This window comes from Rhizobium sp. SSA_523, assembly GCF_030435705.1.
Classification (GTDB): Bacteria; Pseudomonadota; Alphaproteobacteria; order Rhizobiales; family Rhizobiaceae; genus Neorhizobium.
This window is the reverse complement of the sequence record NZ_CP129382.1, coordinates 19016-41425: the sequence shown is the minus strand read 5'-3', so window position 1 is coordinate 41425 and position 22410 is coordinate 19016. Positions and strand designations below refer to the sequence as shown.

At 63.6% G+C, this 22410-nt stretch carries 19 protein-coding genes; 4 read left to right on the top strand and 15 right to left on the bottom strand.

Translation table 11 applies throughout. The annotated features are described in order from the left end of the window. Positions 1–34: 34 nt before the first annotated feature. On the bottom strand, positions 35–1297 hold the full coding sequence (locus QTJ18_RS08465; protein ID WP_252751840.1) for a cyclopropane fatty acid synthase: 1263 nt from the start codon (positions 1295–1297) through the stop codon (positions 35–37). 231 nt (positions 1298–1528) lie between these two features. Further along, complete coding sequence (locus QTJ18_RS08460; RefSeq protein WP_252751841.1) at positions 1529–3856, bottom strand: Tex family protein; 2328 nt, start codon at positions 3854–3856, stop codon at positions 1529–1531. A 257-nt stretch (positions 3857–4113) separates the two neighbouring features. Here QTJ18_RS08460 and purD point away from each other — a divergent pair, with 257 nt between their 5' ends. The 3 genes from purD (at position 4114) to QTJ18_RS08445 (ending at position 8413) form a co-directional block, all read left to right on the top strand. Beyond that, the gene (purD, locus tag QTJ18_RS08455) at positions 4114–5397 is read left to right on the top strand and encodes a phosphoribosylamine--glycine ligase (protein WP_252751842.1); all 1284 of its coding nucleotides are present in this window, start codon (positions 4114–4116) and stop codon (positions 5395–5397) included. Positions 5398–5641: 244 nt separating this feature from the next. Continuing rightward, complete coding sequence (locus QTJ18_RS08450) at positions 5642–6202, top strand: plant virulence effector HPE1-like domain-containing protein (protein WP_252751843.1); 561 nt, start codon at positions 5642–5644, stop codon at positions 6200–6202. A 381-nt stretch (positions 6203–6583) separates the two neighbouring features. Continuing rightward, the gene (locus tag QTJ18_RS08445) at positions 6584–8413 is read left to right on the top strand and encodes a methyl-accepting chemotaxis protein (protein ID WP_252751844.1); all 1830 of its coding nucleotides are present in this window, start codon (positions 6584–6586) and stop codon (positions 8411–8413) included. Between the two features lie 70 nt (positions 8414–8483). On the opposite strand, the gene QTJ18_RS08440 is transcribed toward QTJ18_RS08445, so the two are convergent. The 13 genes from QTJ18_RS08440 to QTJ18_RS08380 form a co-directional block, all read right to left on the bottom strand. Further along, positions 8484–9008 (bottom strand): 2-thiouracil desulfurase family protein, encoded by a 525-nt coding sequence (locus QTJ18_RS08440; protein ID WP_252751845.1) that lies wholly within the window; start codon positions 9006–9008, stop codon positions 8484–8486. 3 nt (positions 9009–9011) lie between these two features. After that, complete coding sequence (locus QTJ18_RS08435; RefSeq protein ID WP_252751846.1) at positions 9012–9311, bottom strand: type II toxin-antitoxin system RelE/ParE family toxin; 300 nt, start codon at positions 9309–9311, stop codon at positions 9012–9014. Then, the gene (locus QTJ18_RS08430) at positions 9308–9553 is read right to left on the bottom strand and encodes a type II toxin-antitoxin system ParD family antitoxin (protein ID WP_252751847.1); all 246 of its coding nucleotides are present in this window, start codon (positions 9551–9553) and stop codon (positions 9308–9310) included. The genes QTJ18_RS08435 and QTJ18_RS08430 overlap by 4 nt, the downstream gene beginning before the upstream one ends. A 134-nt stretch (positions 9554–9687) precedes the next feature. Next, on the bottom strand, positions 9688–12153 hold the full coding sequence (gene glyS / locus QTJ18_RS08425) for a glycine--tRNA ligase subunit beta (protein WP_252751848.1): 2466 nt from the start codon (positions 12151–12153) through the stop codon (positions 9688–9690). A 276-nt stretch (positions 12154–12429) separates the two neighbouring features. Then, positions 12430–14373: a DUF2207 domain-containing protein gene (locus QTJ18_RS08420; protein ID WP_252751849.1), complete on the bottom strand. Its 1944-nt coding sequence runs from the start codon at positions 14371–14373 to the stop codon at positions 12430–12432. Between the two features lie 4 nt (positions 14374–14377). Continuing rightward, positions 14378–15634 (bottom strand): 3-phosphoshikimate 1-carboxyvinyltransferase, encoded by a 1257-nt coding sequence (locus tag QTJ18_RS08415; RefSeq protein ID WP_252751850.1) that lies wholly within the window; start codon positions 15632–15634, stop codon positions 14378–14380. 39 nt (positions 15635–15673) lie between these two features. Beyond that, positions 15674–16225, bottom strand: a complete 552-nt coding sequence (locus QTJ18_RS08410; protein WP_252751851.1) for a LemA family protein — start codon at positions 16223–16225, stop codon at positions 15674–15676. 98 nt (positions 16226–16323) lie between these two features. Next, positions 16324–17292, bottom strand: coding sequence for a glycine--tRNA ligase subunit alpha (locus QTJ18_RS08405; RefSeq protein WP_252751921.1), 969 nt, complete (start codon positions 17290–17292; stop codon positions 16324–16326). Between the two features lie 119 nt (positions 17293–17411). Next, the gene (locus tag QTJ18_RS08400; protein WP_252751922.1) at positions 17412–18674 is read right to left on the bottom strand and encodes a flagellin N-terminal helical domain-containing protein; all 1263 of its coding nucleotides are present in this window, start codon (positions 18672–18674) and stop codon (positions 17412–17414) included. Positions 18675–18843: 169 nt separating this feature from the next. Then, complete coding sequence (locus QTJ18_RS08395) at positions 18844–19050, bottom strand: hypothetical protein (protein WP_252751852.1); 207 nt, start codon at positions 19048–19050, stop codon at positions 18844–18846. 15 nt (positions 19051–19065) lie between these two features. After that, positions 19066–19935 carry a S49 family peptidase gene (locus QTJ18_RS08390; protein WP_252751853.1) on the bottom strand — a complete coding sequence of 290 codons (870 nt, stop codon included), beginning with the start codon at positions 19933–19935 and terminating at the stop codon, positions 19066–19068. A gap of 178 nt (positions 19936–20113) precedes the next feature. Then, complete coding sequence (locus tag QTJ18_RS08385; protein WP_252751854.1) at positions 20114–20950, bottom strand: tRNA1(Val) (adenine(37)-N6)-methyltransferase; 837 nt, start codon at positions 20948–20950, stop codon at positions 20114–20116. Next, a complete protein-coding gene (locus tag QTJ18_RS08380; RefSeq protein WP_252751855.1) occupies positions 20947–21174 on the bottom strand; it encodes a putative signal transducing protein in 228 nt (75 codons plus the stop codon). Before QTJ18_RS08380 ends, QTJ18_RS08385 begins: the two co-directional genes overlap by 4 nt. Positions 21175–21280: 106 nt before the next feature. Here QTJ18_RS08380 and QTJ18_RS08375 point away from each other — a divergent pair, with 106 nt between their 5' ends. Further along, a complete protein-coding gene (locus tag QTJ18_RS08375; RefSeq protein WP_252751923.1) occupies positions 21281–22297 on the top strand; it encodes a polyprenyl synthetase family protein in 1017 nt (338 codons plus the stop codon). Positions 22298–22410 lie beyond the last annotated feature (113 nt).

Sequence of the window (22410 nt, the reverse complement as noted above, 5' to 3'; positions counted from 1 at the left end):
CCCAATCGATTTGCAGTGAAAATTCTACCCCTTGTCAGCCCGCAATGGCGATATGTTCCAGGGGCGCCCGCCGCTCCTCGAAGGCCCTGAATTGCGCTTCCTTGTCGCCAATATAGTCCCGGTTGTGGGGGACCGCATCGCGCTTCTTTTTCAGCTGTATCTGGAAGATGAAGAAGTTCTCGTGCGTGAAGGCCATTTCGGATCCGGCCAGATAGAAGTCCCACATACGAAAGAAGCGTTCGTCATAAAGCTGGAGCACTTCGGCCTTGCGCGCCCGGAACCGCTCGCGCCAGGCCCGCAGCGTCAGGGCATAATGCATGGGCAGGATCTCGATATCGGCGACCAGCAGGCCCGCCTTCTCGATCTTCGGCAGAACCTCCGACAGCGCCGGAATGTAGCCGCCGGGGAAGATATACTTTTCGATGAAGGGATTGGTGGCATAGGCAACAGTCGGCTGGCCGATCGCATGCAGGATCATCACCCCGTCATCGGCCAGCACCTCGTTTACCTTCGCAAAGAAGTTGCTGTAGTTCGTCCGCCCGACATGCTCGAACATGCCGACGGAGACGATCCGGTCATATTTCACCTCCGGCTTCAGGGTGCGGTAATCCTGCAGCTGGAACCGGACCTGCCCGGTGAGGCCGCGCCTGCTCGTCCGCTCGCGCGAGACCTTCAGCTGCTCGTCGCTCAGCGTGATCCCGGTCACGTCCACGCCGGCCGTTTCGGCCAGGTACAGGGCCATTCCGCCCCAGCCGGAGCCGATCTCCAGAACGCGCTGGCCGCGTTCCGGCAGGAGCTTAGCGGCGATGTGGCGTTTCTTGGCAAGCTGCGCCTCGTCAAGCGTGATGCCCGGCGGGTTGAAATAGGCGCAGGAATATTGCCAGTCCTCGTCCAGAAACAGAGAGAAGAGCCGCCCGTCGAGGTCGTAATGATGCGCCACGTTGCGGCGGTTGCGGTTGACCGGCAGGCGATTGCGGCACTGCGCGGCGATGATGCGGGCAAGGCCGCGCCACAGCATGCCGAAGGTCAGGCCCTCGCTCAGCGTATTGTCCTTCACCAGGGCCAGAAACTCGTAAATATCGCCCTCTTCGACGAGGAGGCGTCCCTCCATGTAAAGCTCGCCGAGCTTCAAGGTGGGATCGGCAGCGAGTTCCTCTTCGGCTTGCGCATCGGTGAAGCGGATGGTGACCGCTCGCCCGCCTCCGCTTCCGAACCTCTCCTCCCCGGCCGGCCCGTTCACCGTCAGGGTGCCGATCTTGATGATTTTGGAAAGCAGAACACGCAGCGCAGAGGTCATCGGGCACACTCCGAGATACTGAGATACTAAGTCTTCCTTACTATGCCGAAATTAATCCGCGCCGCCGCGGAGGCAAGCCCATTTTCGCCGTATTTGCGCAAAAATGCATTCAGCCCGCCGAACAAGGTCTGACGGGCTGAAGTTGCGGCGGTTCGTCTCTTGGTTAACGGTTCGTCAACGGCTGTTCCATCGCCGCCCAACGGCGCCTGGCGGCTTCACCGCCCGTGAGGATCATCGCTTTTTCATCGCTTCGGCCAGCGCCGCGCCGAGCCCGCCGAGCTGTCCGCCGCTCTCCTTTGGCGGGCGCGCATTGGCATGGCGCGTCGGGTTGCCGCCGCCGGGCGCGCGATTGTCGCGCGGCGAGGCGGGCGCCGCTTCGCCGCCATCCTTGCGCATGGTCAATCCGATGCGCTTGCGCTTCACATCCACCTCCACGACGCGGACCTTCACCACATCGCCGGCCTTGACCACCTCATGCGGATCTTTGACGAAACGATCCGCCAGCTGCGAGACATGCACCAGCCCGTCCTGATGCACGCCGATATCGACAAAGGCGCCGAAGGCCGCAACATTGGTGACCGTCCCCTCCAGAAGCATGCCGATCTTGAGATCGCCGATCTCGTCGACCCCCTCGGCAAAGGTTGCCGTCTTGAAACTCGGCCGCGGGTCGCGCCCTGGCTTTTCCAGCTCGGTCAGAATATCGCGCACCGTCGGCAGGCCGAACTGGTCGTCGACGAATTGGCGCGGGTCGAGCTTTTTGAGCGCGGCGCTGTCGCCCATGACGGCGCGCAGGTCACGGCCGCAGGCGGCGACGATCTTCTTGGCGATGCCATAGGCTTCCGGATGCACGGCAGAGGCATCCAGCGGCTCCTTGCCGTTCTGAATGCGCAGGAAGCCTGCGCATTGCTCGAAGGTGCGGGCGCCGAGGCGCGAGACCTTCAGCAGGTCCTTGCGGCTCTGGAAGGGGCCGTTCTGGTCGCGGTGGATGACGATGGCATCGGCGATCGACCGGCTGAGCCCTGCCACTCGCGACAGAAGCGGCGAAGATGCGGTGTTGAGATCCACGCCGACGGCATTGACCGCATCCTCCACCACGGCATCGAGCGAGCGCGACAGTTTTCCCTGGTCGACATCGTGCTGATACTGGCCGACGCCGATCGATTTCGGCTCGATCTTGACGAGTTCGGCCAGAGGGTCCTGCAGGCGCCGGGCAATCGAAACGGCACCGCGCAGCGAAACATCGAGCGTGGGGAATTCGGCCGCCGCGAGCTCCGAGGCGGAATAGACCGAGGCGCCGGCTTCCGAAACGATCACCTTGGTGGGCTTGGCCGATCCGGCCGGTGCGGCCAACTGGGCCAGCATGTCGGTCACCAGCTTCTCGGTTTCGCGGCTGCCGGTGCCGTTGCCGATGGCGATCAGTTCGACCTTGTGCCTGGCGATCAGCCCGGCAAGCACGGCCTGCGTGCCACGCACATCATTCTTGGGCGGAAAGGGATAGACGGTGGTTGTGTCGACCAGCTTGCCGGTGCCATCCACCACCGCCACCTTGACGCCGGTGCGGATGCCGGGATCGAGCCCCATTGTGGCCCGCGACCCCGCCGGTGCGGCCAGCAGCAGATCCTTCAGGTTGCGGGCGAAGACGCGGATCGCCTCTTCTTCCGAACGCTCGCGCAGTTCGCGCATCAGATCGAGCGAGAGCGAGGTCGACAACTTGACGCGCCACGTCCAGCCGGCGACATCCATCAGCCAGCGATCACCCGGGCCCTTGTCGCCGATCTGGAAGGCGCCGGCGATCATCCGGTGCGTCGGCTTGATCGGCGCGGGATCGTCCTGATCGACCTCGATCGTCAGCGTCAGCACTTCCTCGTTCCAGCCGCGCAGCATGGCAAGCGCCCGGTGGCCGGGCGTGGTGGCAAACCGTTCGGAATGGTCGAAATAATCGGAGAACTTGGCGCCCGCCTCCTGTTTGCCATCCACCACCTTGGCACGCAGCGTCGCGGTATCGCGCAGGTACTGGCGCAGGCGGCCGAGCAGATCGGCATTTTCGGCGATGGTTTCGGCAATGATGTCACGCGCGCCCTCGAGCGCCGCCTTCACATCGAGGATCTCCGCCGAAAGATAGGCTTGCGCAAGCCGCGAGGGATCTGCGGCGCGATCCGCCCAGATCGCATCGGCCAGCGGGCCCAACCCGCGCTCACGGGCAATCTCCGCCTTGGTGCGGCGCTTCGGCTTGTAGGGAAGATACAGATCCTCCAGTTCCGCCTTGGTGACGGCGCGCGACAGTTTCAGCGAAAGCTCGTCGGTCATCTTGCCCTGGCCGGCAATGCTGTCGACAATCGCCGCCCGCCGTGCCTCCAGTTCGCGCAGATAGACCAGGCGTTCGGAAAGATTGCGCAATTGCGTATCGTCGAGGCCGCCCGTCACCTCCTTGCGGTAGCGGGCGATGAAGGGCACGGTCGCGCCTTCGTCCAGCAAAGTGATGGCGGCGATCGCCTGATCCGGGCGGGCCTTGATCTCGGCGGCTATGGTTGCGGCAATGGATTTGATGTCGGCGGCCATGGATCATCCTGATTTTCTTGTCTTGAGCGGGACCATAACGGCAGATCATGGCAAGGCAACGCCACAAGTGGGCCACTCCACAGGAAGCGGCCGCGCGAAACCGGAACTGCAAGCCTTGACCTTTTGGCTCCCTCCCCTTAACCGCGCAGACATTCCGATGCGCGCAGGCATTTTCATCGCGCGCAGGCATTGCGTTGCGCGACAGCCGTCCATTGCAGGACAGGACCTCGGCCGCGCAAAGAGAAAAGGGGCGAGACGTGAAGGTACTTCTGATTGGGTCCGGCGGTCGCGAGCATGCACTGGCCTGGAAGCTGGCGCAATCGCCCCTGTTGACCAGGCTCTACGCGGCGCCCGGCAATCCCGGCATTGGGCAAGCGGCGGAGCTCGTCCAGCTTGCGGTCGAAGACCATGCCGCGGTCCTCGCCTTCTGCCGCGAGATGGCGATCGACCTCGTCGTCATCGGTCCGGAAGCGCCTCTGGTCGCAGGCCTTGCCGACGACCTGCGGGCGGGCGGCTTTGCCGTCTTCGGACCCTCCCGTGCCGCCGCGCAGCTGGAAGGCTCGAAAGGCTTCACCAAGGATATCTGCGCCCGCTACAATATTCCGACCGGCGCCTATCGGCGCTTCACGGCCGCCGAACCGGCCAAGGCCTATATTCGCGATGAGGGCGCGCCCATCGTGGTGAAGGCCGATGGCCTTGCGGCCGGCAAGGGCGTGACCGTCGCCATGACGGTGGATGAGGCGCTTGCCGCCGTGGACGACTGCTTTGCCGGCGCCTTTGGCGAGGCCGGGGCGGAAGTTGTGGTCGAGGCCTATCTGGACGGCGAGGAAGCCAGCTTCTTTTGCCTGTCCGACGGCAAGACGGCGCTCGCCCTTGCGACAGCGCAGGATCACAAGCGGGTGGGCGATGGCGATACCGGGCCGAATACCGGCGGCATGGGCGCCTATTCCCCGGCCCCGGTGATGACCCCCGACCTGGTGGAGCGCACCATGAGGGAGATCATCGAACCGACCATTTCCGGCATGGCGGAAAGCGGCCATCCCTTCACCGGCGTCTTCTTTGCCGGCCTGATGATCACGCAGAAGGGGCCGGAACTCATCGAATACAATGTCCGTTTCGGCGATCCGGAGACGCAGGTGCTGATGATGCGCCTGAAGAGCGATCTTCTGCCCATCCTGCATGCCGCCGCCACGCAAAGGCTCGACCAGGTCAGCGCCGAATGGCACGATGCGACGGCTCTGACCGTGGTCATGGCGTCCAGGGGCTATCCCGGCGCCTATCGGAAGGATACGCCGATCGCTGCCCTGCCGGACACGCAGGAGGGCGAAATGGTTTTCCATGCCGGCACCGCCCGCAAGGACGGCCAGCTGGTGGCAACCGGCGGACGCGTGCTGAACCTCACCGCCATGGGAGAGACCGTGGCCGAGGCCAAGGCGCGCGCCTATGCGCTGGTGGATGGTGTTGACTGGGAAAACGGCTTCTGCCGCCGCGATATCGGCTGGCGGGCGATCGCAAGGGAGGCGGAGCCGAACAAGGTCTGAGCAGACTTGCATTGGCCTGCCAAACGCTTCCTCCGCTGAGTTGATTGGTTTGACGCAGGTTCCGGTCGCAAAACCGTGGGACACTTTCCGGAACCTGCCTGGAGACGCGTCCTGACGGTGCGCCGGTCTTCAGGTCACGCCAGGCATTGGCTCGACTTAACGCTTTCTTAACGCAATCCCCTGACCGATTGGAAAGGAAGGTGCTGTAGCGTGATCCCGGAATCCCGTTCTGAGGAGTGGATCGATGCACAGCCCCGTCTTGACGTTCCTGTCGCTTGGCATGGCCCTGAAGCTAACGCTTGGCCTGGCTTCGCCGGCCGTCGCAGGATCGATCGAAACCTGGTCGACCATTCCGATCGCCCATCCGCCGAGCGTGACCGACATCAAGTGCCCGGATTGCACGGCGAAGGAGACGGTCAAGCTATCGACCTATACGGTTCCGACGCTGGACGACGGGCAGCAGAAGCTGCAGCTCCTGCCGCGTGACGGCAAGCAGGCGCTGGTGCGGACAGAGGCCTTCATGGGCGGTTCGCCGGTGACCTATGTCAGCCTCAACCCGGTCTTTGTCGAGACGGAGCAGAAGGCGCTGGCCGGCGATCCCGCCCTTCCCTCGCCCGTGGTGTCGACGGGCGACGGTGTCGACCTTGAAGCCACGACCTCGGCCGTGGGACAGGGTTCCGGCCTCACTCAGCCCCTGCCTTCCGCCGTGCCGCCGGCTGAACCGGCGCCTGACGCATCCAAAGCCTCCACGCCGCCGGACTTTTCCGGACTGGAACTGCGCCCGACCCATTCCCGCCTGCCCTGACGAGGCGGCGAAGTTTCACCCAGCGTGACCGCTGACCATTGTTGTGGCGAAATTGGCAGGATCTTGTGCCTGACCGACCGATCTATACCCCCTTACTCAGCCCATAGACCAGGCAGTCGCCAACTCCGGGTTGCTTTCCGGAGCGACCAGGGAAGATTTGCGCGGGATGATTGATTTAGATCAAGATCATATTTGAAGATTAGCATAATATTTCCGGCTTTCACTCAATTTATACCAAACCTTCAGCTTTCTCGCCGCAGATGATGTCCGGGGCGTGATGCAACGTCTGGCAGGTGCAGAAGGCGCCAGGTGGTATTGCTGCTGCGCGCCCCGTGACCTGTCCTCAAGGCGCCGGGAGGCAGCCTGAGGGGCTTTTGACTGATGAAGAATATGAAGATTTCTCTGCAGCTCTTCGTGCTTGTGGGCGCGATGAGCCTGGTCTTCGGTGCGATGACCTTCCTGCAGATCCGCTCGTCGACCGAGGCGATCTATCACGAACGGTATGAGATGCTGCGCACGCAGGTGGAAAGCGCCATCTCCGTGATGAAGACCTTCGATGACCGCGCCATTGCCGGCGAATTCACGCAGGAAGAGGCCCGCAAGCGCGCCTATAGCCTGCTCAACAAGATGCGCTTCGAGCCGGATGGCTATTTCTTCGGCTATGATTATGACGTGGTCCTGGTCTTCCATCCGACCGCCAATACCGTGGGCCAGAGCAGCAAGGGCAAGCCTGATCCGAGCGGCTATGCCTATCGCGACGATCTGGTGAAATTCGGCCGCAATGGCGGCGGCTATGTCGAATTCATCGGTCCCAAGCCCGGCAATGACCCGAATGACTACCGCTTCCCCAAGGCGGCCTACGCCAAGGCCTTCGAACCCTGGCAGCTGGTCGTCGTGACCGGGCTCTATACCGACGATCTGCAGGCGCAGGTCATGTCGACCATCATCAAGACCGTCGTCGCCTCGCTCTTGCTGTTTGTCGTGGCCCTGGCCGGCGCCTATTACCTGATCCGCGGCATTACCCGGCCGCTGGCCGCCATTCACGACGCGCTCGACGCGGTTGCGGATGAGGATGTCTCGCGTCCGATCCCGCACACCGACATGCGCAACGAAATCGGGCTGATGGCCAAGGCCACCGCGGCACTGCAGCAGAAGGTGCGCGAGCGCCATGCGCTCACCGCCCGCCAGAAGGAGCAGGAAACGGAACTTTTTGCCGAACGCGAGCGCAGCGCCGGCATGCAGCGCGTCGAGGCGGAAGCGCAGGCGCATGTGGTGGGCACCATCAGCCATGCGCTGGAAAAGCTCGCCAACGGCGACCTGACCGTCCGCTGCGACGATCTGGGTTCGCAGTATGACGAGCTGCGTCGCAACTTCAACGGTGCGCTGACAAGGCTCGAGCAGGCCATGACGCGGGTCAGCCTGAAGGGCAATGATATCAGCGTCTCCAAGGAAGAGATCCGTCGCGCCTCCAGCGAACTGGCCCAGCGCACCGAGCGTCAGGCCGCCAATCTCGAGGAAACCTCGGCAGCGCTGGACGAGCTGACCGTGGCCGTGCGCCAGACGGCGGACGGTGCGCGCGAAGCGGCAAAGCGGGTGGAGACGATCAGCGCCGAAGCCCAGCAGAGCGATACGATCGTGGCGCAGGCCATCAACGCGATGAGCGGCATCGAACAATCATCCTCCGAGATCTCCAAGATCATCGGCGTGATCGATGAAATCGCCTTCCAGACCAACCTGCTCGCGCTGAATGCCGGCGTCGAGGCGGCCCGCGCCGGGGAAAGCGGCAAGGGCTTTGCCGTCGTCGCTCAGGAAGTGCGCGAACTGGCACAGCGCTCCGCCGCTGCCGCCAAGGAGATCAAGGACCAGATCTCCCGCTCGTCCGGCCAGGTCGAACAGGGCGTCGAGCTGGTGGCGCGCGCCGGCGATGCCTTGAAGCGCATCTCCACCCAGATCGACAGTGCCAATGCCGTGGTCTCCCGCATCTCCGCCAGCGCGCAGGAGCAGGATACGACGCTGCGCTCCATCTCCTCGGCGATGAACCAGCTCGACACGGCGACCCAGCAGAATGCCGCCATGGCCGAGGAAACCACGGCTTCGGCCGAGGTTCTGGCCAATGACACCGGCGACCTTCTGGACCTCATCCGTGGCTTCCGCACGGCAGAGGCCGGCGGGCTGCACGGCATGGGCCAGCAGATGCGCCGGGCCGGCTGATGCCCGTCTATAGCGTCGGGCGGATCGCATATGGCCCGACGCTACAGACTTCGTCTTCGGCGCATCGGGTCTACAAGGCAGCGGATTCCGCTTTTTCGCCCGATGCTCTGGTCGCGACATGCCCCGCCAGATCCTCGATCTGCGCCGGGGCATAGACGGCGATGCCGTGCTCGCGAAGAAGCGCGGCGGTGACGCCATTGCCCGCATGCCTTACCCCGGCGAAGTTTCCGTCATAGATCGACAGCGAGCCGCAGGACGGGCTGCCGTCGATCAGCAGCGCTGTCGTGCAGCCATTGCCCTGTGCGGCGGCCAGCGCCTTCGCGGCACCGGCAAGGAAGGCCGCCGTCACATCGCCGCCCGTGACTTCCAGAACGCGGGCGCGGCCTGCCAGGACATCCTCGCCCGACAGGCCCTTCTCGATCTCGGCCGGCGGCCGCGGCACGCTCATCCCCCCGGCCAGTTCGGGACAGAAGGAGACGAGGCGGCCCTCCCCCTTCCACCGCTCGATCAGCGGATGGACGAGCGGCTTTCCCCTTCCGTCATAGCGGACGGGCTGGCCCAGCAGGCAGGCGCTGATGAGGATTCTGGCGGGCATCGGCTATTCGTCGAGATGGCGGGGAATGTCGGATCGCTCGTGGAGAATGCGCACGACCAACACGTCGCCGGACCGCTCCACAAGGTAGAACACAAGATGATGGCCAACAAAGAGACGACGATATCTCTCGCCAAATCCTTCCGCTTTCCGACCCAAGTTCGGATTTTGAACAAGAAGGTCGAAGGCATCGAAGAAATCGTCGGAATACCGGTCCGCCCGTTCAGCAGACCACGTCCGCATCGTGTATCGCCAGATCTCGTCCAAGTCTGCTTCTGCCGCGGGGGTGAGGCGGAAGACGCTCATGGCAGATGTTTCTTACGCATCAGGCGCTTGAACTCCTGCCGATCAAGCAGACGAGCCTCACCACTGTTCTCGCCCTCGATCAGCGCATTGCGCAGCCATTCCAGCTTTCGCTGATCCTCTTCCAGCAGTCGAAGACCTGCTTCGACGACATCCTGCGGCGAGGCAAAGCGGCCGCTTTCGACCTGCTCGTCGACAAAGCGATCGAGCGGTTCATCGAGTGTAATGTGGAACGGCTTGTTCATGGGAGCATCTCGCGCTGACCTGACAGGCATAGTCTACCACAGACATCGGACGGGCCGGAAGAGGATTGAGACCAAGCTTCGGCGGGGCCGGCCGAAAAAAAACCAGACCCCGCTTTGGCGGGGTCTGGAACGGATCAGCCGGCGATTTTGGAGAAATCCGCCACCGTGCCGGTGGCCTCGCGAATGGCCTTCAGCAGCGCCAGGCGGTTGGCGCGGATCGCCGCGTCCTCGTCATTGACGAGAACCGCTTCGAAGAAGGCATCCACGGGGGCGCGCAGCCTGGACAGCGCCTCCATGGCGGAGCGGAAATCCTCCATCGCGACCGCCGCGGCGGCCTCGGCGGTTGCCGCCTTGATCGCTGCGGAGAGCGCCTTTTCCGCATCGAGCCTCAGCAATTCGTCCGAGACGCCATCGGCGATCACGGTGCCCTTCTTCTCTTCGGCGGCGAGCAGCTGCGTGGCGCGCTTGGTGCCGGCCAAGAGGTTGCGGCCATCTTCGGAGGTGATGAAGGCATTCAGGGCTTCCGCCCGGCGGGCCACCAGGAGAAGATCGTCGGCCTCCGGCGTCAGCACCGCGTCGATGATGTCGTGGCGGGCGCCCATGTCGCGCAGATAGACCTTCAGGCGGTCGTGGAAGAAGGAGAGCAGGTCCAGAACGTCGCGATCGACCCACTGGCCGCCGGCATTGGCAACCTGGCCATAGGTGCCAGAGCCTGGCAGGCTGCCGATATCGTCCGCGCCTTCCGCGCCAAGCTGCACCAGGTCTTCGGCCCTTTGCTGCTGCCTCAGAGCGGCGCCCTCGATCTGCGGCGTGAAGAACGCCTGCTTGAGGCGCTGACACGGCTCTATCAGGTTCAACCGCACCTTGCGTTCCAGCATGATGCGCACGACGCCGAGCGCCGCGCGGCGCAGCGCGTAAGGGTCTTTCGAGCCGGTCGGCTTTTCGTCGATCGCCCAGAAACCGATCAGCGTGTCGAGCTTATCGGCGAGTGCCACAGTGATCGCCACCTTGTCCTCCGGCACGCGGTCGGATGGGCCTTGCGGCTTGTAATGATCCTCGATCGCCGCGGCAACCGAGGGGTCTTCGCCCTGCAGGACCGCATATTTGCGGCCCATCAGGCCCTGCAATTCCGGAAATTCGCCCACCGCTTCCGTGCGCAGATCCGCCTTGGCCAGCACCACGGCGCGATCCACCAGAGCAAGGAAGGCCCCCTCACCCGGCGCATGCGCGCCACCCTCTCCCCGTTGGGGCGAGGGGGTGGATGTTGCAGCCGCCTGCCCTTTCTTCTCCCTGGCGGGGAGAAGGTGGTCCGAAGGACCGGATGAGGGGGTCGGGCCGGATGCATACACCACCCGACCAATCTCTTTTGCCAGGGCCCGGATGCGCTGGACCCGCTGCCCTTGCGTGCCGAGCTTGGCATGGAAGGTGACGTTCAGCTGGTCGAGCTTGGCCATCCGCTGGTCCAGCGGCTTCATGAGGTCGAGGCCGAATGTCTGCGCCGAATCCTTCAGCGTCTCCAGATCCGGCAGGTCGCCCTGGTCGCGGGTGAAGAAATGCTTGGCATCCGAAAGCCTGGCGCGCACCACCTTGCCATTGCCATGCATGATCTCCTTGCCGCCATCCTTCGCCTCGATATTGGAAACGAGGATGAAGCGGTTGGACAGGCCGTCGCTTTCGCCCTGCCGGCGGGTGACGAAGCATTTCTGGTTGGTCTTGATGGTCAGGCGGATGATCTCTGCCGGAATGGCCAGATAGTCTTCCTCGAAGGTGCCGATCAGCACATGCGGCCACTCGACCAGGCCGGATACTTCCTCCAGCAGCCCTTCATCCTCGACGAGATCGAGACCATTGGCGAAGGCAAGATCGCGCGCATCGTGCAGGATCACGTCCTTGCGGCGTTCGGCATCCAGCATGACCTTGGCCTTTTCGAGGCTCGCGACATAATCATCGAAGCGGCGCACGGTGATCGCACCCGGGGCGTGGAAACGATGGCCATAGGTGATGTTGGCCGCCGTAATGCCATCCACATCGAAGGGAATAACCTGGGTTTCCTCATGTTCCGGCCCGAACAGGCAGACGATCGATTGCAGCGGCCGCACCCAGCGCAGGCTTTCCAGCCCCTTGCCGTCAATGCCGTCATACTGCATGCCGCGGGGCATGGAAGCCGCGCCGGACCGCATGCTCTTCGGCCAGGGGAAGGAACGGATAATGCCGGGCATCACTTCGGCAATGATCTCTTCGGCGGCGCGACCCGGCCGCACGACGACCGCCAGGTAGAAATCGCCCTTTTTCGGATCGGAGACGGTCTGCGCCTCCGATACCGATGTCAGGCCGGCCTTGCGCAGAAAGCCCTGCACGGCCTGCTCCGGCGCCTTGGTCGAAGGTCCCTTGATCTCCTCCTTGAGGTCGGCCGAACGCGCGGTCAGACCGCGAATATCCAGCGTCAGGCGGCGCGGCGTCCAGTATTCGCGCGCGCCTTCATAGGTCAGGCCGCGCTCCACGAGCGCATCGGTGACGAGTTTCTTCAGATCGCCGGCAGCCTTGCGCTGCATGCGGGCCGGAATTTCCTCGGAGCGGAGTTCGAGCAGAAGATCAGGCATAAATGGCTTCCTTGGTCCGCATGCGGCTCATATGATTGCACGTCCTCGCCCCTGCGGCGCTGCGGGCGTGCGGCGAGGCCGGAATTTCCTCGGAGCGGAGTTCGAGCAGAAGATCAGGCATGGTACTCGGCTTTGTCTTGGGGTTCTGGGCTTTGCGCCGGACTTAGCAAGGCATGCATCAAAAGTCATCTGCCGAGTGGGGTAAAAAGAAACGCCGCTGCATTGGGGTGGCCATTGAGCAAGCGCTGCGGCCCGACACGCACCGAAAGAAGAAAGCTACCACCCACCTCCGCCTCCGCCGCCCCCGCCGCCGCCGGAAAAACCGCCCGAGGAGGAAAAACCCGAGGAAGACGAGGATTTCGGCTGCGGAATGGTAGAGGCGATGGTCGATGCCATGGAGGAGGAAAAGCCGCCGATGCTCGTGCCGAGATCGCCGATCGAGCCGCCATGGTACCAGACGGGCTGATAGGCGGCCGCCGCCGCGCCCGCCGCGGCACTGGCCAGCCAGGTTTCGAAGGTCTCGCTCCACGGCTTTTCGACACCCAGCGCCACCGCATAGGGCAATAGCGTCTCGAAATGCTGCGGCGACATTTGCGGCGCGCCGGCCATGTTCAGCCGGTCGCGCTCGGCCAGGGTGAGATAGGTCTTGAGCCCCTCCACGCCGGCCATCAGCTTGGCGCCGAGCGGCGTCGGCGCGCCCATCAGGAAGAAGAACACCGCATTGACGAGCGTGAGCCCGCCAAAGGCGGCCATCACCGGCCACTGATGCGTTTCAAGCGAATCCACGATGCCGACGAACAGCATCACCGCCGCCGAGAGGGCCATGAAGCCGAGAATGGCAAAGACGAGAATGGCCCCGATGCGCGCCAGAAGCCCGCGCTTGCGCAACAGAGCGCGCCCGGCCTTCAGTGCTATCCCGCCCCAGACGAAGCCGAAAATCATCGGCGGCACCAGGAAGCCGATGCTTTCCGGATCGAAATCGCCAAACAGGATCAGTACCAGACCCACAAAGAGGCTGAGGCCGATCCCGCCGATCGTGTAGCCGATATTGCTCTTGTAATAGCGGCCGCGATGCTCCTTCTCGATGGCGGAGCGGAAGCCGCGGCCGACCTTCTGGACCCGCTCGCCATTGTCCTTGTCGATGATCAGTTCATCGCCCGGGACTGCGAGTTCCGACAGCAGATAGGCCTGGCCGGTCGGCAGCGGGCCCGCCTTCGGCTTCTGCGTCCGGCGCACCACGATGCGGTTCTTGAGGTCGTCCAGCGTCACATGGCCCTTCACCGCAAGATCGATGAAGCTTGCCGACAGCGCATCCCAGCCGGCGCCGGAAAAACCCTTGTTGTAGACATAATTGACGAGCGCCGGCGACAGCCCGTCCGGCGCATCCCAGCGGGGAACCACCACGCCGCCTTCAGGATCGCGGCCGACGCGCCGCCAGAACCAGACATAATAGAGCGTGACGAGAAGCAGCCCGCCGCCGCCGAGAATGAGGTTGATATTGTCGCGCAGGAACCAGGCCTGCTGTTCGGCAGCGCCGGGAGGCGCAATGGACCCCTTGGGAAGCGCCACCACGACCGTCATTCCCTCCCCGGCCGCAAGCGGCGCCGTGGTGGAGAAAGCAGGCACCGCGGCGCTGCCGCCGATTCGCGCCGCGCTCTGTCTCGAGCCCTCCGGCCCGGTATAGACGGCGGTGCGGGTGGCGGAAACGCCCGGCGGCAGTGAGATCAGCGCCGTGACCCGCCGGATGTCGAAAATCCAGCCATTGCCGGTCACATTCCAGTAGAATTCGTCGTGATCGTCGAAATAGCGGATCTGCCGGTCGGTGCGATAGGTGAGTTCATAGGTGTGACGGCCCACCGGCAGCAGCGTGTCGGCAGAGCCCAGGTAAATGCGGATGCCGCCCGATATCGTCTCGGTGTGGAACTCCTCCGGCCTGCCGTCGCGCGCCGCGGACAGCACATCGAACCCGACCTTCTGCCGCCGTCCCCTCGCATCCACCATATAGAGCGGGAAGTCGCGGAAGATCCCTCGCCGGATATCGCGCCCTTCGGCGTTGACCGTGATGATTTCGGTGACGGTGACGGCGCCATCGGCGGCAATGGCGATCTCGGAGCGGTAGCTGTCGACAAATTCGGCAGCGCGGGCCGCTCCCGATGCAGACAGCACCGGCAAGAGAACGGCCAGAACCAGGAGAGCCGCGCGCTGGAAACCTGCCGTCATCTGCTCATCCCCTGTCGATGCCGACACCCAGCGATGCCATGGCATCCCAGTAGTCCGGATAGGTCTTGGCCACACAATCCGGATCGAGGATGGTGATGCCGTCGATCTTCAGGCCGGCGAGCGCAAAGCTCATGGCGATGCGGTGATCGGCAAAGGTATCGATCCTGGCCGGCAGATGCTGGCCGGCAAGCGCCGGATCGGAGGCGACGACGAGATCGTCCCCCTCCTCCGCGGCCAGGCCTTCGCGGATGGCATTGAGCCCGGTGGAGAGCGCGCGGATACGATCGCATTCCTTGACGCGCAGATTGGCGATGCCGGTAAAGCGGACAGGCGTTTCGTTGAAAGCCGCCAAAACTGCGATCGTCGGGATGGCATCCTGCATCTGGCTGCCGTCGATCACGGCCGGCATATGCGGAAAGGCTGCGATCACCTCATGGGCCTTGGCATCCGGCTGGGTGAAGGCGTCCGCCGGCGTGCCGATATCGATCCGGCCGCCGGTCAGGACCTCCGCGCCCCAGAGATAGGTGGCGGCCGAGGCATCCGGCTCAATGTGGAAATCGGTGGCGGTATAGCCGGTCGGCTCAATGCGCCAGATCGACGGCGATGCCTGCGTGACGCTTGCGCCGAAGGCACGCATGGCGGCAAGCGTCAGGTCGATATAGCCGCGGGCGCCGATTTCCGCCCCGGCCAGCTCGATCTCGAAGGGCCGGGCCGCACAGGCTGCCGCCATCAGCAGGGCCGAGACATACTGGCTCGACAGGCCGGCATCGATCACGACGCGGTCTCTCGCGAAGGATCCATGGGCATCGATCGCCACAGGCGGGCAGCCGGACGGGGCGGCAATGGCGACGCCGAGCGATTGCAGCGCATCGACCAGCGGCTGGATCGGCCGCTTGCGCATATGCTGGTCGCCATCGATGATGAAACGGCCCTTGCCGAGTGCCACCGCCGCCGTCAGGAAGCGCGTCGCCGTGCCGGCATTGCCCAGGAAGAGCGGCTCGGCCGGGGCTTTCAGCTCGCCGGTGCCGGTCACCACGAACGTCGTCGCATCCGGCTCCTCGACGCTAACGCCCATGGCCCGCAGCGCCTCTGCCATATAGCGCGTATCGTCGCTTTTCAGCGCCCCGGTCAGCCGGCTTGTGCCCTTGGCCAGGCCCGCCAGCAGGAGCACGCGGTTGGTGATGGATTTCGAGCCCGGAGGGCTCACCCGGCCGACAAGAGGTGTCGCCGTCGGGCGGATGGTCAGTCTGTCATGGGTCATCTTGGTCTCGGCTGGCGCCTCGCTGGGCGCTGAAAAAACTCAGAACTTGACGGTCGGTACCGCACGGTCCGCCTCGTTGGCAATTTCGAAATAGGGCTTCTTGGCAAAGCCGAACTGGCCGGCCACCAGGTTGGAGGGGAAGCTTTCCACCTTCACGTTCAGGTCGCGCGCCGCACCATTGTAATAGCGGCGCGACATCTGGATCTCGCCCTCGACTGTTTCCAGCGAGCGCTGCAATTCGAGGAAGTTCTCATTGGCCTTCAGGTCCGGATAGGCTTCGGCAAGCGCGATCACACGGCCGAGCGCCTGGCCGAGCAGGCCTTCGGCCACCGCGCGACCCGCCACATCGCCGGTCGGCACGGCTTGCGCCTTGTTGCGCAGCGCGACAACCTCTTCCAGCGTCGACTTCTCATGCGTCGCATAGCCTTTGACGGTCTCGATCAGATTGGGGATCAGGTCGGCACGGCGCTTCAGCTGCACGTCGATGCCGGACCAGGCCTCCTCCGCCATCTGGCGAGACTTTACCAGGCCGTTATAGATAAAGACGACATAGAGGATGAGAGCCGCCAGGACGGCGAGCGCGATATACATGGCAATTTCCCCTCAATTGAGCGGCGCCACCCTACTGCACTCCACCTCGCCTGTCATGAGCCTTTCGACGCCTCGCAAACAGCGCCTCCGGCAAGGGCTCACACAAGATTGGCGCCGCCGGCATCGGTCAGCAGGAAGGCTTCGCCGCAGGCCTTGGCCAATGTGCGAACGCGCAGAATATAGCTCTGCCGCTCGGTCACGGAAATCACGCCGCGGGCATCCAGAAGGTTGAAGACGTGCGATGCCTTGATGCACTGGTCATAGGCGGGGAACACGCATTTGTGCAGGCTCTGATTGTCGCCTCTTCTTCCGTTCCCCGTCGCGCCTTCCGCGCCACTCGCCTCTTGATCGCCCGGCGCGCCGGCAGCCAGAAGCGCCTGGCATTCCTTTTCCGCGTCGATGAAATGACGGTGCAGCATCTCGGTATTGGCATATTCGAAGTTATGACGGGAATATTCCTGCTCGGCCTGCAGGAAGACATCGCCATAGGAGATCTTCTCCTCGCCTTCGCGGCCGTTGAAGTTCAGCTCGTAGACATTGTCGACGCCCTGCACATACATGGCCAGGCGCTCCAGCCCATAGGTGAGCTCGCCGGCCACCGGCGCGCAATCAATGCCGCAGACCGCCTGGAAATAGGTGAACTGGCTGACCTCCATCCCGTCGCACCAGCATTCCCAGCCAAGGCCCCAGGCGCCGAGCGTCGGGCTTTCCCAATCATCCTCGACAAAGCGGATGTCGTGCAAAAGCGGGTCGAGGCCGATCGCCTGAAGCGAGCCGAGATAAAGCTCCTGCAGGTTGGACGGGTTGGGCTTCAGGATGACCTGGTACTGGTAATAATGCTGCAGGCGGTTCGGGTTTTCGCCGTAACGGCCGTCGGAGGGACGGCGCGAAGGCTGCACATAGGCCGCCTTCCAGGGCTTCGGGCCGAGCGCGCGCAGCGTCGTGGCCGGATGGAAGGTACCGGCACCCACTTCCATGTCATACGGCTGCAGCACCGCGCAGCCCTTATCGGCCCAGTAATTGTGCAGCGTCAGGATCAGCGCCTGGAAAGAGCGCTTCGGGTCCATATGCGGGGCAAGAGGCGTGGTCATGGGTCTGTCCGGACTTCTATTGCGAATTCTGTGCCGTCTGGTGCCATGCTGGGCAGGCAGGGTCAAGCATTCTCGCACAGCCGTGTAAGAGCGGATCACTGGAAGAGCTGGATGAGCGCCGGGTTGGCGGAATTGGCGATCGACAAGGCCTGGACGGCGAGCTGCTGCTGGATCTGCAAGGCCTTCAGCCGCGTCACGGATTCGTTCATGTCGGCATCGACCAGCGTGCCGATGCCGGTCCCGATCGCGTCGATCAGGCTTGCGGTGAATTCCGACTGCTGCTTCAGCCGCGATTGGATCGCTCCGAGATCGGCGGCGGCAATGGTCGTGGACTTGATCATGCTGTCGACCTGGCCGATCTGCGTTGCAAGCGAGCCGCGCGATCCGGCAATCGTCATGTCCAGCACCGAAACCTTGGCATTCACCCCGGAATTGACGATCTGGATGGGCTGGAAGGTATCGTACAAGCCGCTTGCGCTGCCATTGGTGAAGGCGCGGGCATCTGCGACATAGACTTTAGCATCGTCCATGCTGCCGCCGGCGTTCAGGATGGCGCGGTTGACGATGGCCGCCATATCCGACACGCCGAAGATCGTGCCCTTTGCGTTCGATCCGAGCACGCTGTCGACCAGATTGCGATCGATTGTGACGGTGATCAGCGGAAGCGTCGGCCCGCCCATCCTGAAGGACAGGCTATCGCCGGCACTGACCTTGAACGGACCGGTGAAGCTGCCATTGGCAAAGAAGCCACCGCGGTTATAGGCCTCGACAAAGCCTCCGAAGGTGTCGAAGGCGGCATCGCCGAATTGCAGCAGACCGCCGCCGCTCTTGTTCAGCAGCACTGTCTTCGACAGATCGACGTCAAATCTCTGAAGCTCCACGGCGCCCTGCCGGTTGCGGGTAAAGCCGGAGACGATCGCGGTGGACAAGAGATCGGCGCTGGTGCCGCTCGCCTTCAACCAGTTCTGGCCGCTGAAGCTTGCCGACTCGATGACGCTCTGCAATTGCACCTGCAGCTGGCCGATTTCCTTCTGTACCTTGTCGCGATCGACCCCCTGCTGCGATGCCGCCACCAGTTTCGTCTTGATATCGTCCAGCAGCCCCACCGTCGCCTTCATGCCCGCATAGGCGATGTCGACGGTGGCAAAGCCGATATCCATGGCATCGGCAACCGCGCCAAGCGCCTTCCTGTCGGAGCGCATGGTGGTGCCGATCGACCAGAAGGCGGCGTTGTCGGCAGCCACCTGCACGCGCAGCCCGCTCGACACTTTATCTTGCGTCTCATCGAGAGAGGCCTGCAGCATGCGCAAGGAGGCAAGAGCCGCGATGGCAGCAGTGTTGGTGACCAGCGACGTCATCTCACGCACCCATCAATCCGTTAAGGTTGATGTATCGCTAACAGCGTCATGGTTAATGAAGGCTTAAATCCATGTATAGCTGCAGAACTTTATTGTATGAATACTTACAATATCTGACAGCTTATTGCATTTACGGCGCGGATACGCTCCACGCTCCGTCAGATGATCCTCACGGATCGTCCGGAGGGTCATCGTCGCGGCGAAGCCGATATTCGCCGGTTCGCGGATCCTTCACCAGCGTGCCATGCGCGCCGGTCTGGCGCTCGCGCTCCTGCTGGCGCCGCAGGCGGGCAAGCTTTTCCGCATCCGCCACGAACTTGCGATACAAATACCATCCCCCGCCGATGAGAAGGGCGAGAAACAGAAGCTGCGCCATGATGATCTTACCTCGTCAGAGACCGTAACGGCCCCACAATGCCCGTTCTTCCAGGGTCTGGGCAAGACCCTGCGCCGCCGATGCCGCCAGATGCTCGCCAGGCGCGCCGGTTGCGAGGGAAATTCCCGGCAGGCGACGTCCGAGTAGGCCGCGCGCCCCGCCGACAAGCTCCAGCCTCGTCTTCGGCCCGTAGCGACGGCGCAGAACCTCGCGCATCTCGCCGATCCCGTCAACAAGGCCGAGATCGACACCGCGGGTCCCGGTCCAGAAAAGGCCGGAAAAGATCGTCGCATCCTCCGCCAGCCGGTCGCCCCGCCTGAGCTTCACCATGTCGATGAAGACCTTGTGGATGTCGAGCTGCAGCGTCTTCAGATATTCCACATCGCCTTCCTTTTCCGGCTGGAAAGGATCGAGGAGCACCTTGTTCTCGCCGGCGGTATAGACGCGTCGCTCTACACCGATCTTGGCCAGCAGTTCCGGAAAGCCGAAGCCGCCGGAGACGACGCCGATCGAGCCGACGATGGAGGTCGGATCGACGAAGATCTCGTCGCCGGCAAGCGCAATCATGTAGCCGCCGGAGGCCGCGACATCCTCGACGAAGACCAAGACGCGCTTGTTCTTCTCCTCCGCCAGGGAACGGATGCGCTGATAGATCAGCCGGGACTGGACTGGCGAGCCGCCGGGCGAATTGATGGAGATGGCAACGAGGGGCGCATCCTTCTTCGAAAAGGCCTTTTCCAGGGAGGAGGCGACATTGGCGAGATTGAGGACCGGGCGAAACTGGCCGCCACCGGTCATGATCGCCCCTTGCAGGCGCACCACGGGAATGACCATGCCCTCTTTGCGAAACCGCTTAGGCATCCAGCGCGTCCAAACTCCAGTCATCTCGTCTCCTGCTGCAATCTGTTTTTTGTGATGTATGCAACGGAATGGCGGGCACAATGGTTCAACCGTCAAATTCGACAGGAAAGCCTAATCAAATCCGCGCTACAAAGCGCATTGGCGAAGGAACGCGGCGCTGGAAAGCGGCGCAGGGAGCGGGGACAGGAGGCGACGGGCCGGCTCAGCGGCGGCGGCGATAGGCCTGCCGGCCATTGTTCAGATCGTCGACCAAAGGGGTAAAGGCATGGCCCTCGCTGTCATGCATGAAGAGCGGCGCCCTGAGGACGAGACGGGCGCGCGAGCCCTTGATCGCGGTGACGAGCAGGCGGATCGCATCCTCGCCCGGCCTTGGATGAAGCGCCGTCAGTTCGATCCCGCCGAAGCGCCGGCCGCAGGCTGCGATGATTTCGGCAACCGAGCTTGGCCGGGCGATCAGCGACAGCTGGCCGCCCGGAACCATGATCGCTCCGGCGGTGCGGATCCAGGCCTCCAACAGATCCTCCGTCATGGCATGGGCCTCCGCCTTCAGGCGATCCGGCGTCTGCCGGTCGCGCCCGTCATTGAAGGGCGGGTTCATGATCACGTGGTGGAAGTGATCGTCCGGCAGCCCGGCCGCCTGGCGCGCCGCGCCGCGCAGCGTCACATCCGCCTCCACCACCGAGACCCGGCCGGCAAGGGCGGCATTCTGCGGCAGAAAAAGCGTGCGCCGGGCAAATTCGGCCATCAGCGCCGAGCGCTCGACCAGGGTCACCTCGGCGCTTTCGATCCGGGCGGCAACACCCAGGCCGGCGGCTCCGGCACCCGCTCCCAGATCGGCAATGCGCAGCCGGCCGCCAGGGAAGGGATCGTCGGCGCGATCGTCAGCGGGATCGTCGGCGGCCACCAGTGCGGCCAGCATCATGGCATCCATGCCGGCGCGATGCCCGCCGCGTTTCGGCTGCAGCAGATGGAAACGGCCGCGGTGGAAGGCGTCCAGCGTGTCTTCTGGACCGGCCTGCTGATCAGCGCCGCTGGTCATGCGCCTGCCTTCAGTTCGGCGCCAAGGCCCGCCTCCGTCAAAAGCGTGCGTGCCTCGGCCTCCCTTTCGCTCTCCACCAGCAGCCTTTGCGGCAGAAGCCCGAGGGAACCTTCCAGTATGCTCATCGATTGGTCAGCCACCAGACAATGGATGCCGGAATCCTTGAGGAGGCTTGTCGCGAAGGACAGGACAACCGCATTATTCGTGCGGATCAATTCTTTCATGTGCGTTCCAGGTCCTCAATTCTTGTCCATGACGGGATTTGGCACTTGCCGCGCCGTGCGCCCCTTTCTATTGTCCGGCGCAATATTTGAACAGGAGGCCATGTCATTGGGCGTCGTAATTCCGCTCGAAGAGGGCAAACACAAGCAGGCATCCGTCCAACCGCTCGTCGACCTGACGAAAGCGGACATGGAAAGGGTGAACCAGCTGATCCTCTCCAAGGCCGGGTCGGATGTCGCGATGATTCCGGAAGTGGCCAATCACCTGATCTCGTCCGGCGGCAAGCGGCTGCGGCCGATGCTGACGCTGTCGGCGGCGCAGATGTTCGGCTATCAGGGCGAAGGCCATATCAAGCTCGCCACCAGCGTTGAGTTCATGCACACCGCCACCCTGCTGCACGACGATGTGGTGGATGAGAGCGACATGCGCCGCGGCCGGTCGACCGCCCGGATGATCTGGGGCAACCAGGCCAGCGTGCTGGTTGGCGATTTCCTGCTCGGCCAGGCCTTCAAGATGATGGTGGAGGTGGGGTCGCTCGAGGCGCTCGACGTTCTGGCCTCGGCGGCAGCGGTGATCGCCGAGGGCGAAGTGCTGCAGCTTTCGGTGGCCAAGAACATGGAGACGACGGAAGACGATTATCTGTCGGTCATCCGCGCCAAGACGGCGGCGTTGTTCGCCGCGGCGGCGGAAGTGGGGCCGATCATCGCCAAGACCGACAAAGCCAGCCGCTCCGCCTTGCGCTCCTACGGCATGAATCTCGGCCTCGCCTTCCAGCTGGTCGACGATGCGCTGGATTATGGCGGCAAGGCCGCCGATCTTGGCAAGAATGTCGGCGACGATTTCCGCGAGGGCAAGATCACGCTGCCGGTCATCCTGACCTATCGGCGCGGCTCGCCGGAGGAACGCAGCTTCTGGAAAGAGGCGATCGAGAATGGCGAGGCCACCGATGCCAATCTGGAGCGGGCTCTGTCGCTGATCACGCGCTATAACGGCCTTGCCGATACGATCGAGCGGGCAAAACATTACGGCGCGATTGCGCGCGATGCCCTGTCGCCCCTGCCAGCCAGCCCGCACAAAGCGGCGCTGATGGAAGTCATCGATTTCTGCATCGAGCGGGTCAACTGACCGTGAGGGCGCCAAAAGCGCCCTCTGCCATGCCGTCCGATTCTTGCGGTCCTGCTTCAAAAAAGCCATTCTGTCGTGAATCATCGGCGCACGATCTTCGGCGGCCACAAGGA

Bases quoted from the DNA above. Each gene is read 5' to 3' on its own strand.
- QTJ18_RS08400 (WP_252751922.1), bottom strand. From the start codon at position 18,674: ATGACGTCGCTGGTCACCAACACTGCTGCCATCGCGGCTCTTGCCTCC.
- QTJ18_RS08450 (WP_252751843.1), top strand. From the start codon at position 5,642: ATGCACAGCCCCGTCTTGACGTTCCTGTCGCTTGGCATGGCCCTGAAG.
- glyS (WP_252751848.1), bottom strand. From the start codon at position 12,153: ATGCCTGATCTTCTGCTCGAACTCCGCTCCGAGGAAATTCCGGCCCGC.
- QTJ18_RS08420 (WP_252751849.1), bottom strand. From the start codon at position 14,373: ATGACGGCAGGTTTCCAGCGCGCGGCTCTCCTGGTTCTGGCCGTTCTC.
- QTJ18_RS08440 (WP_252751845.1), bottom strand. From the start codon at position 9,008: ATGCCCGCCAGAATCCTCATCAGCGCCTGCCTGCTGGGCCAGCCCGTC.
- QTJ18_RS08405 (WP_252751921.1), bottom strand. From the start codon at position 17,292: ATGGACCCGAAGCGCTCTTTCCAGGCGCTGATCCTGACGCTGCACAAT.
- QTJ18_RS08430 (WP_252751847.1), bottom strand. From the start codon at position 9,553: ATGAACAAGCCGTTCCACATTACACTCGATGAACCGCTCGATCGCTTT.
- QTJ18_RS08460 (WP_252751841.1), bottom strand. From the start codon at position 3,856: ATGGCCGCCGACATCAAATCCATTGCCGCAACCATAGCCGCCGAGATC.
- QTJ18_RS08380 (WP_252751855.1), bottom strand. From the start codon at position 21,174: ATGAAAGAATTGATCCGCACGAATAATGCGGTTGTCCTGTCCTTCGCG.
- QTJ18_RS08445 (WP_252751844.1), top strand. From the start codon at position 6,584: ATGAAGAATATGAAGATTTCTCTGCAGCTCTTCGTGCTTGTGGGCGCG.
- QTJ18_RS08395 (WP_252751852.1), bottom strand. From the start codon at position 19,050: ATGGCGCAGCTTCTGTTTCTCGCCCTTCTCATCGGCGGGGGATGGTAT.
- QTJ18_RS08465 (WP_252751840.1), bottom strand. From the start codon at position 1,297: ATGACCTCTGCGCTGCGTGTTCTGCTTTCCAAAATCATCAAGATCGGC.
- QTJ18_RS08390 (WP_252751853.1), bottom strand. From the start codon at position 19,935: ATGACTGGAGTTTGGACGCGCTGGATGCCTAAGCGGTTTCGCAAAGAG.
- QTJ18_RS08410 (WP_252751851.1), bottom strand. From the start codon at position 16,225: ATGTATATCGCGCTCGCCGTCCTGGCGGCTCTCATCCTCTATGTCGTC.
- QTJ18_RS08435 (WP_252751846.1), bottom strand. From the start codon at position 9,311: ATGAGCGTCTTCCGCCTCACCCCCGCGGCAGAAGCAGACTTGGACGAG.
- QTJ18_RS08385 (WP_252751854.1), bottom strand. From the start codon at position 20,950: ATGACCAGCGGCGCTGATCAGCAGGCCGGTCCAGAAGACACGCTGGAC.
- QTJ18_RS08415 (WP_252751850.1), bottom strand. From the start codon at position 15,634: ATGACCCATGACAGACTGACCATCCGCCCGACGGCGACACCTCTTGTC.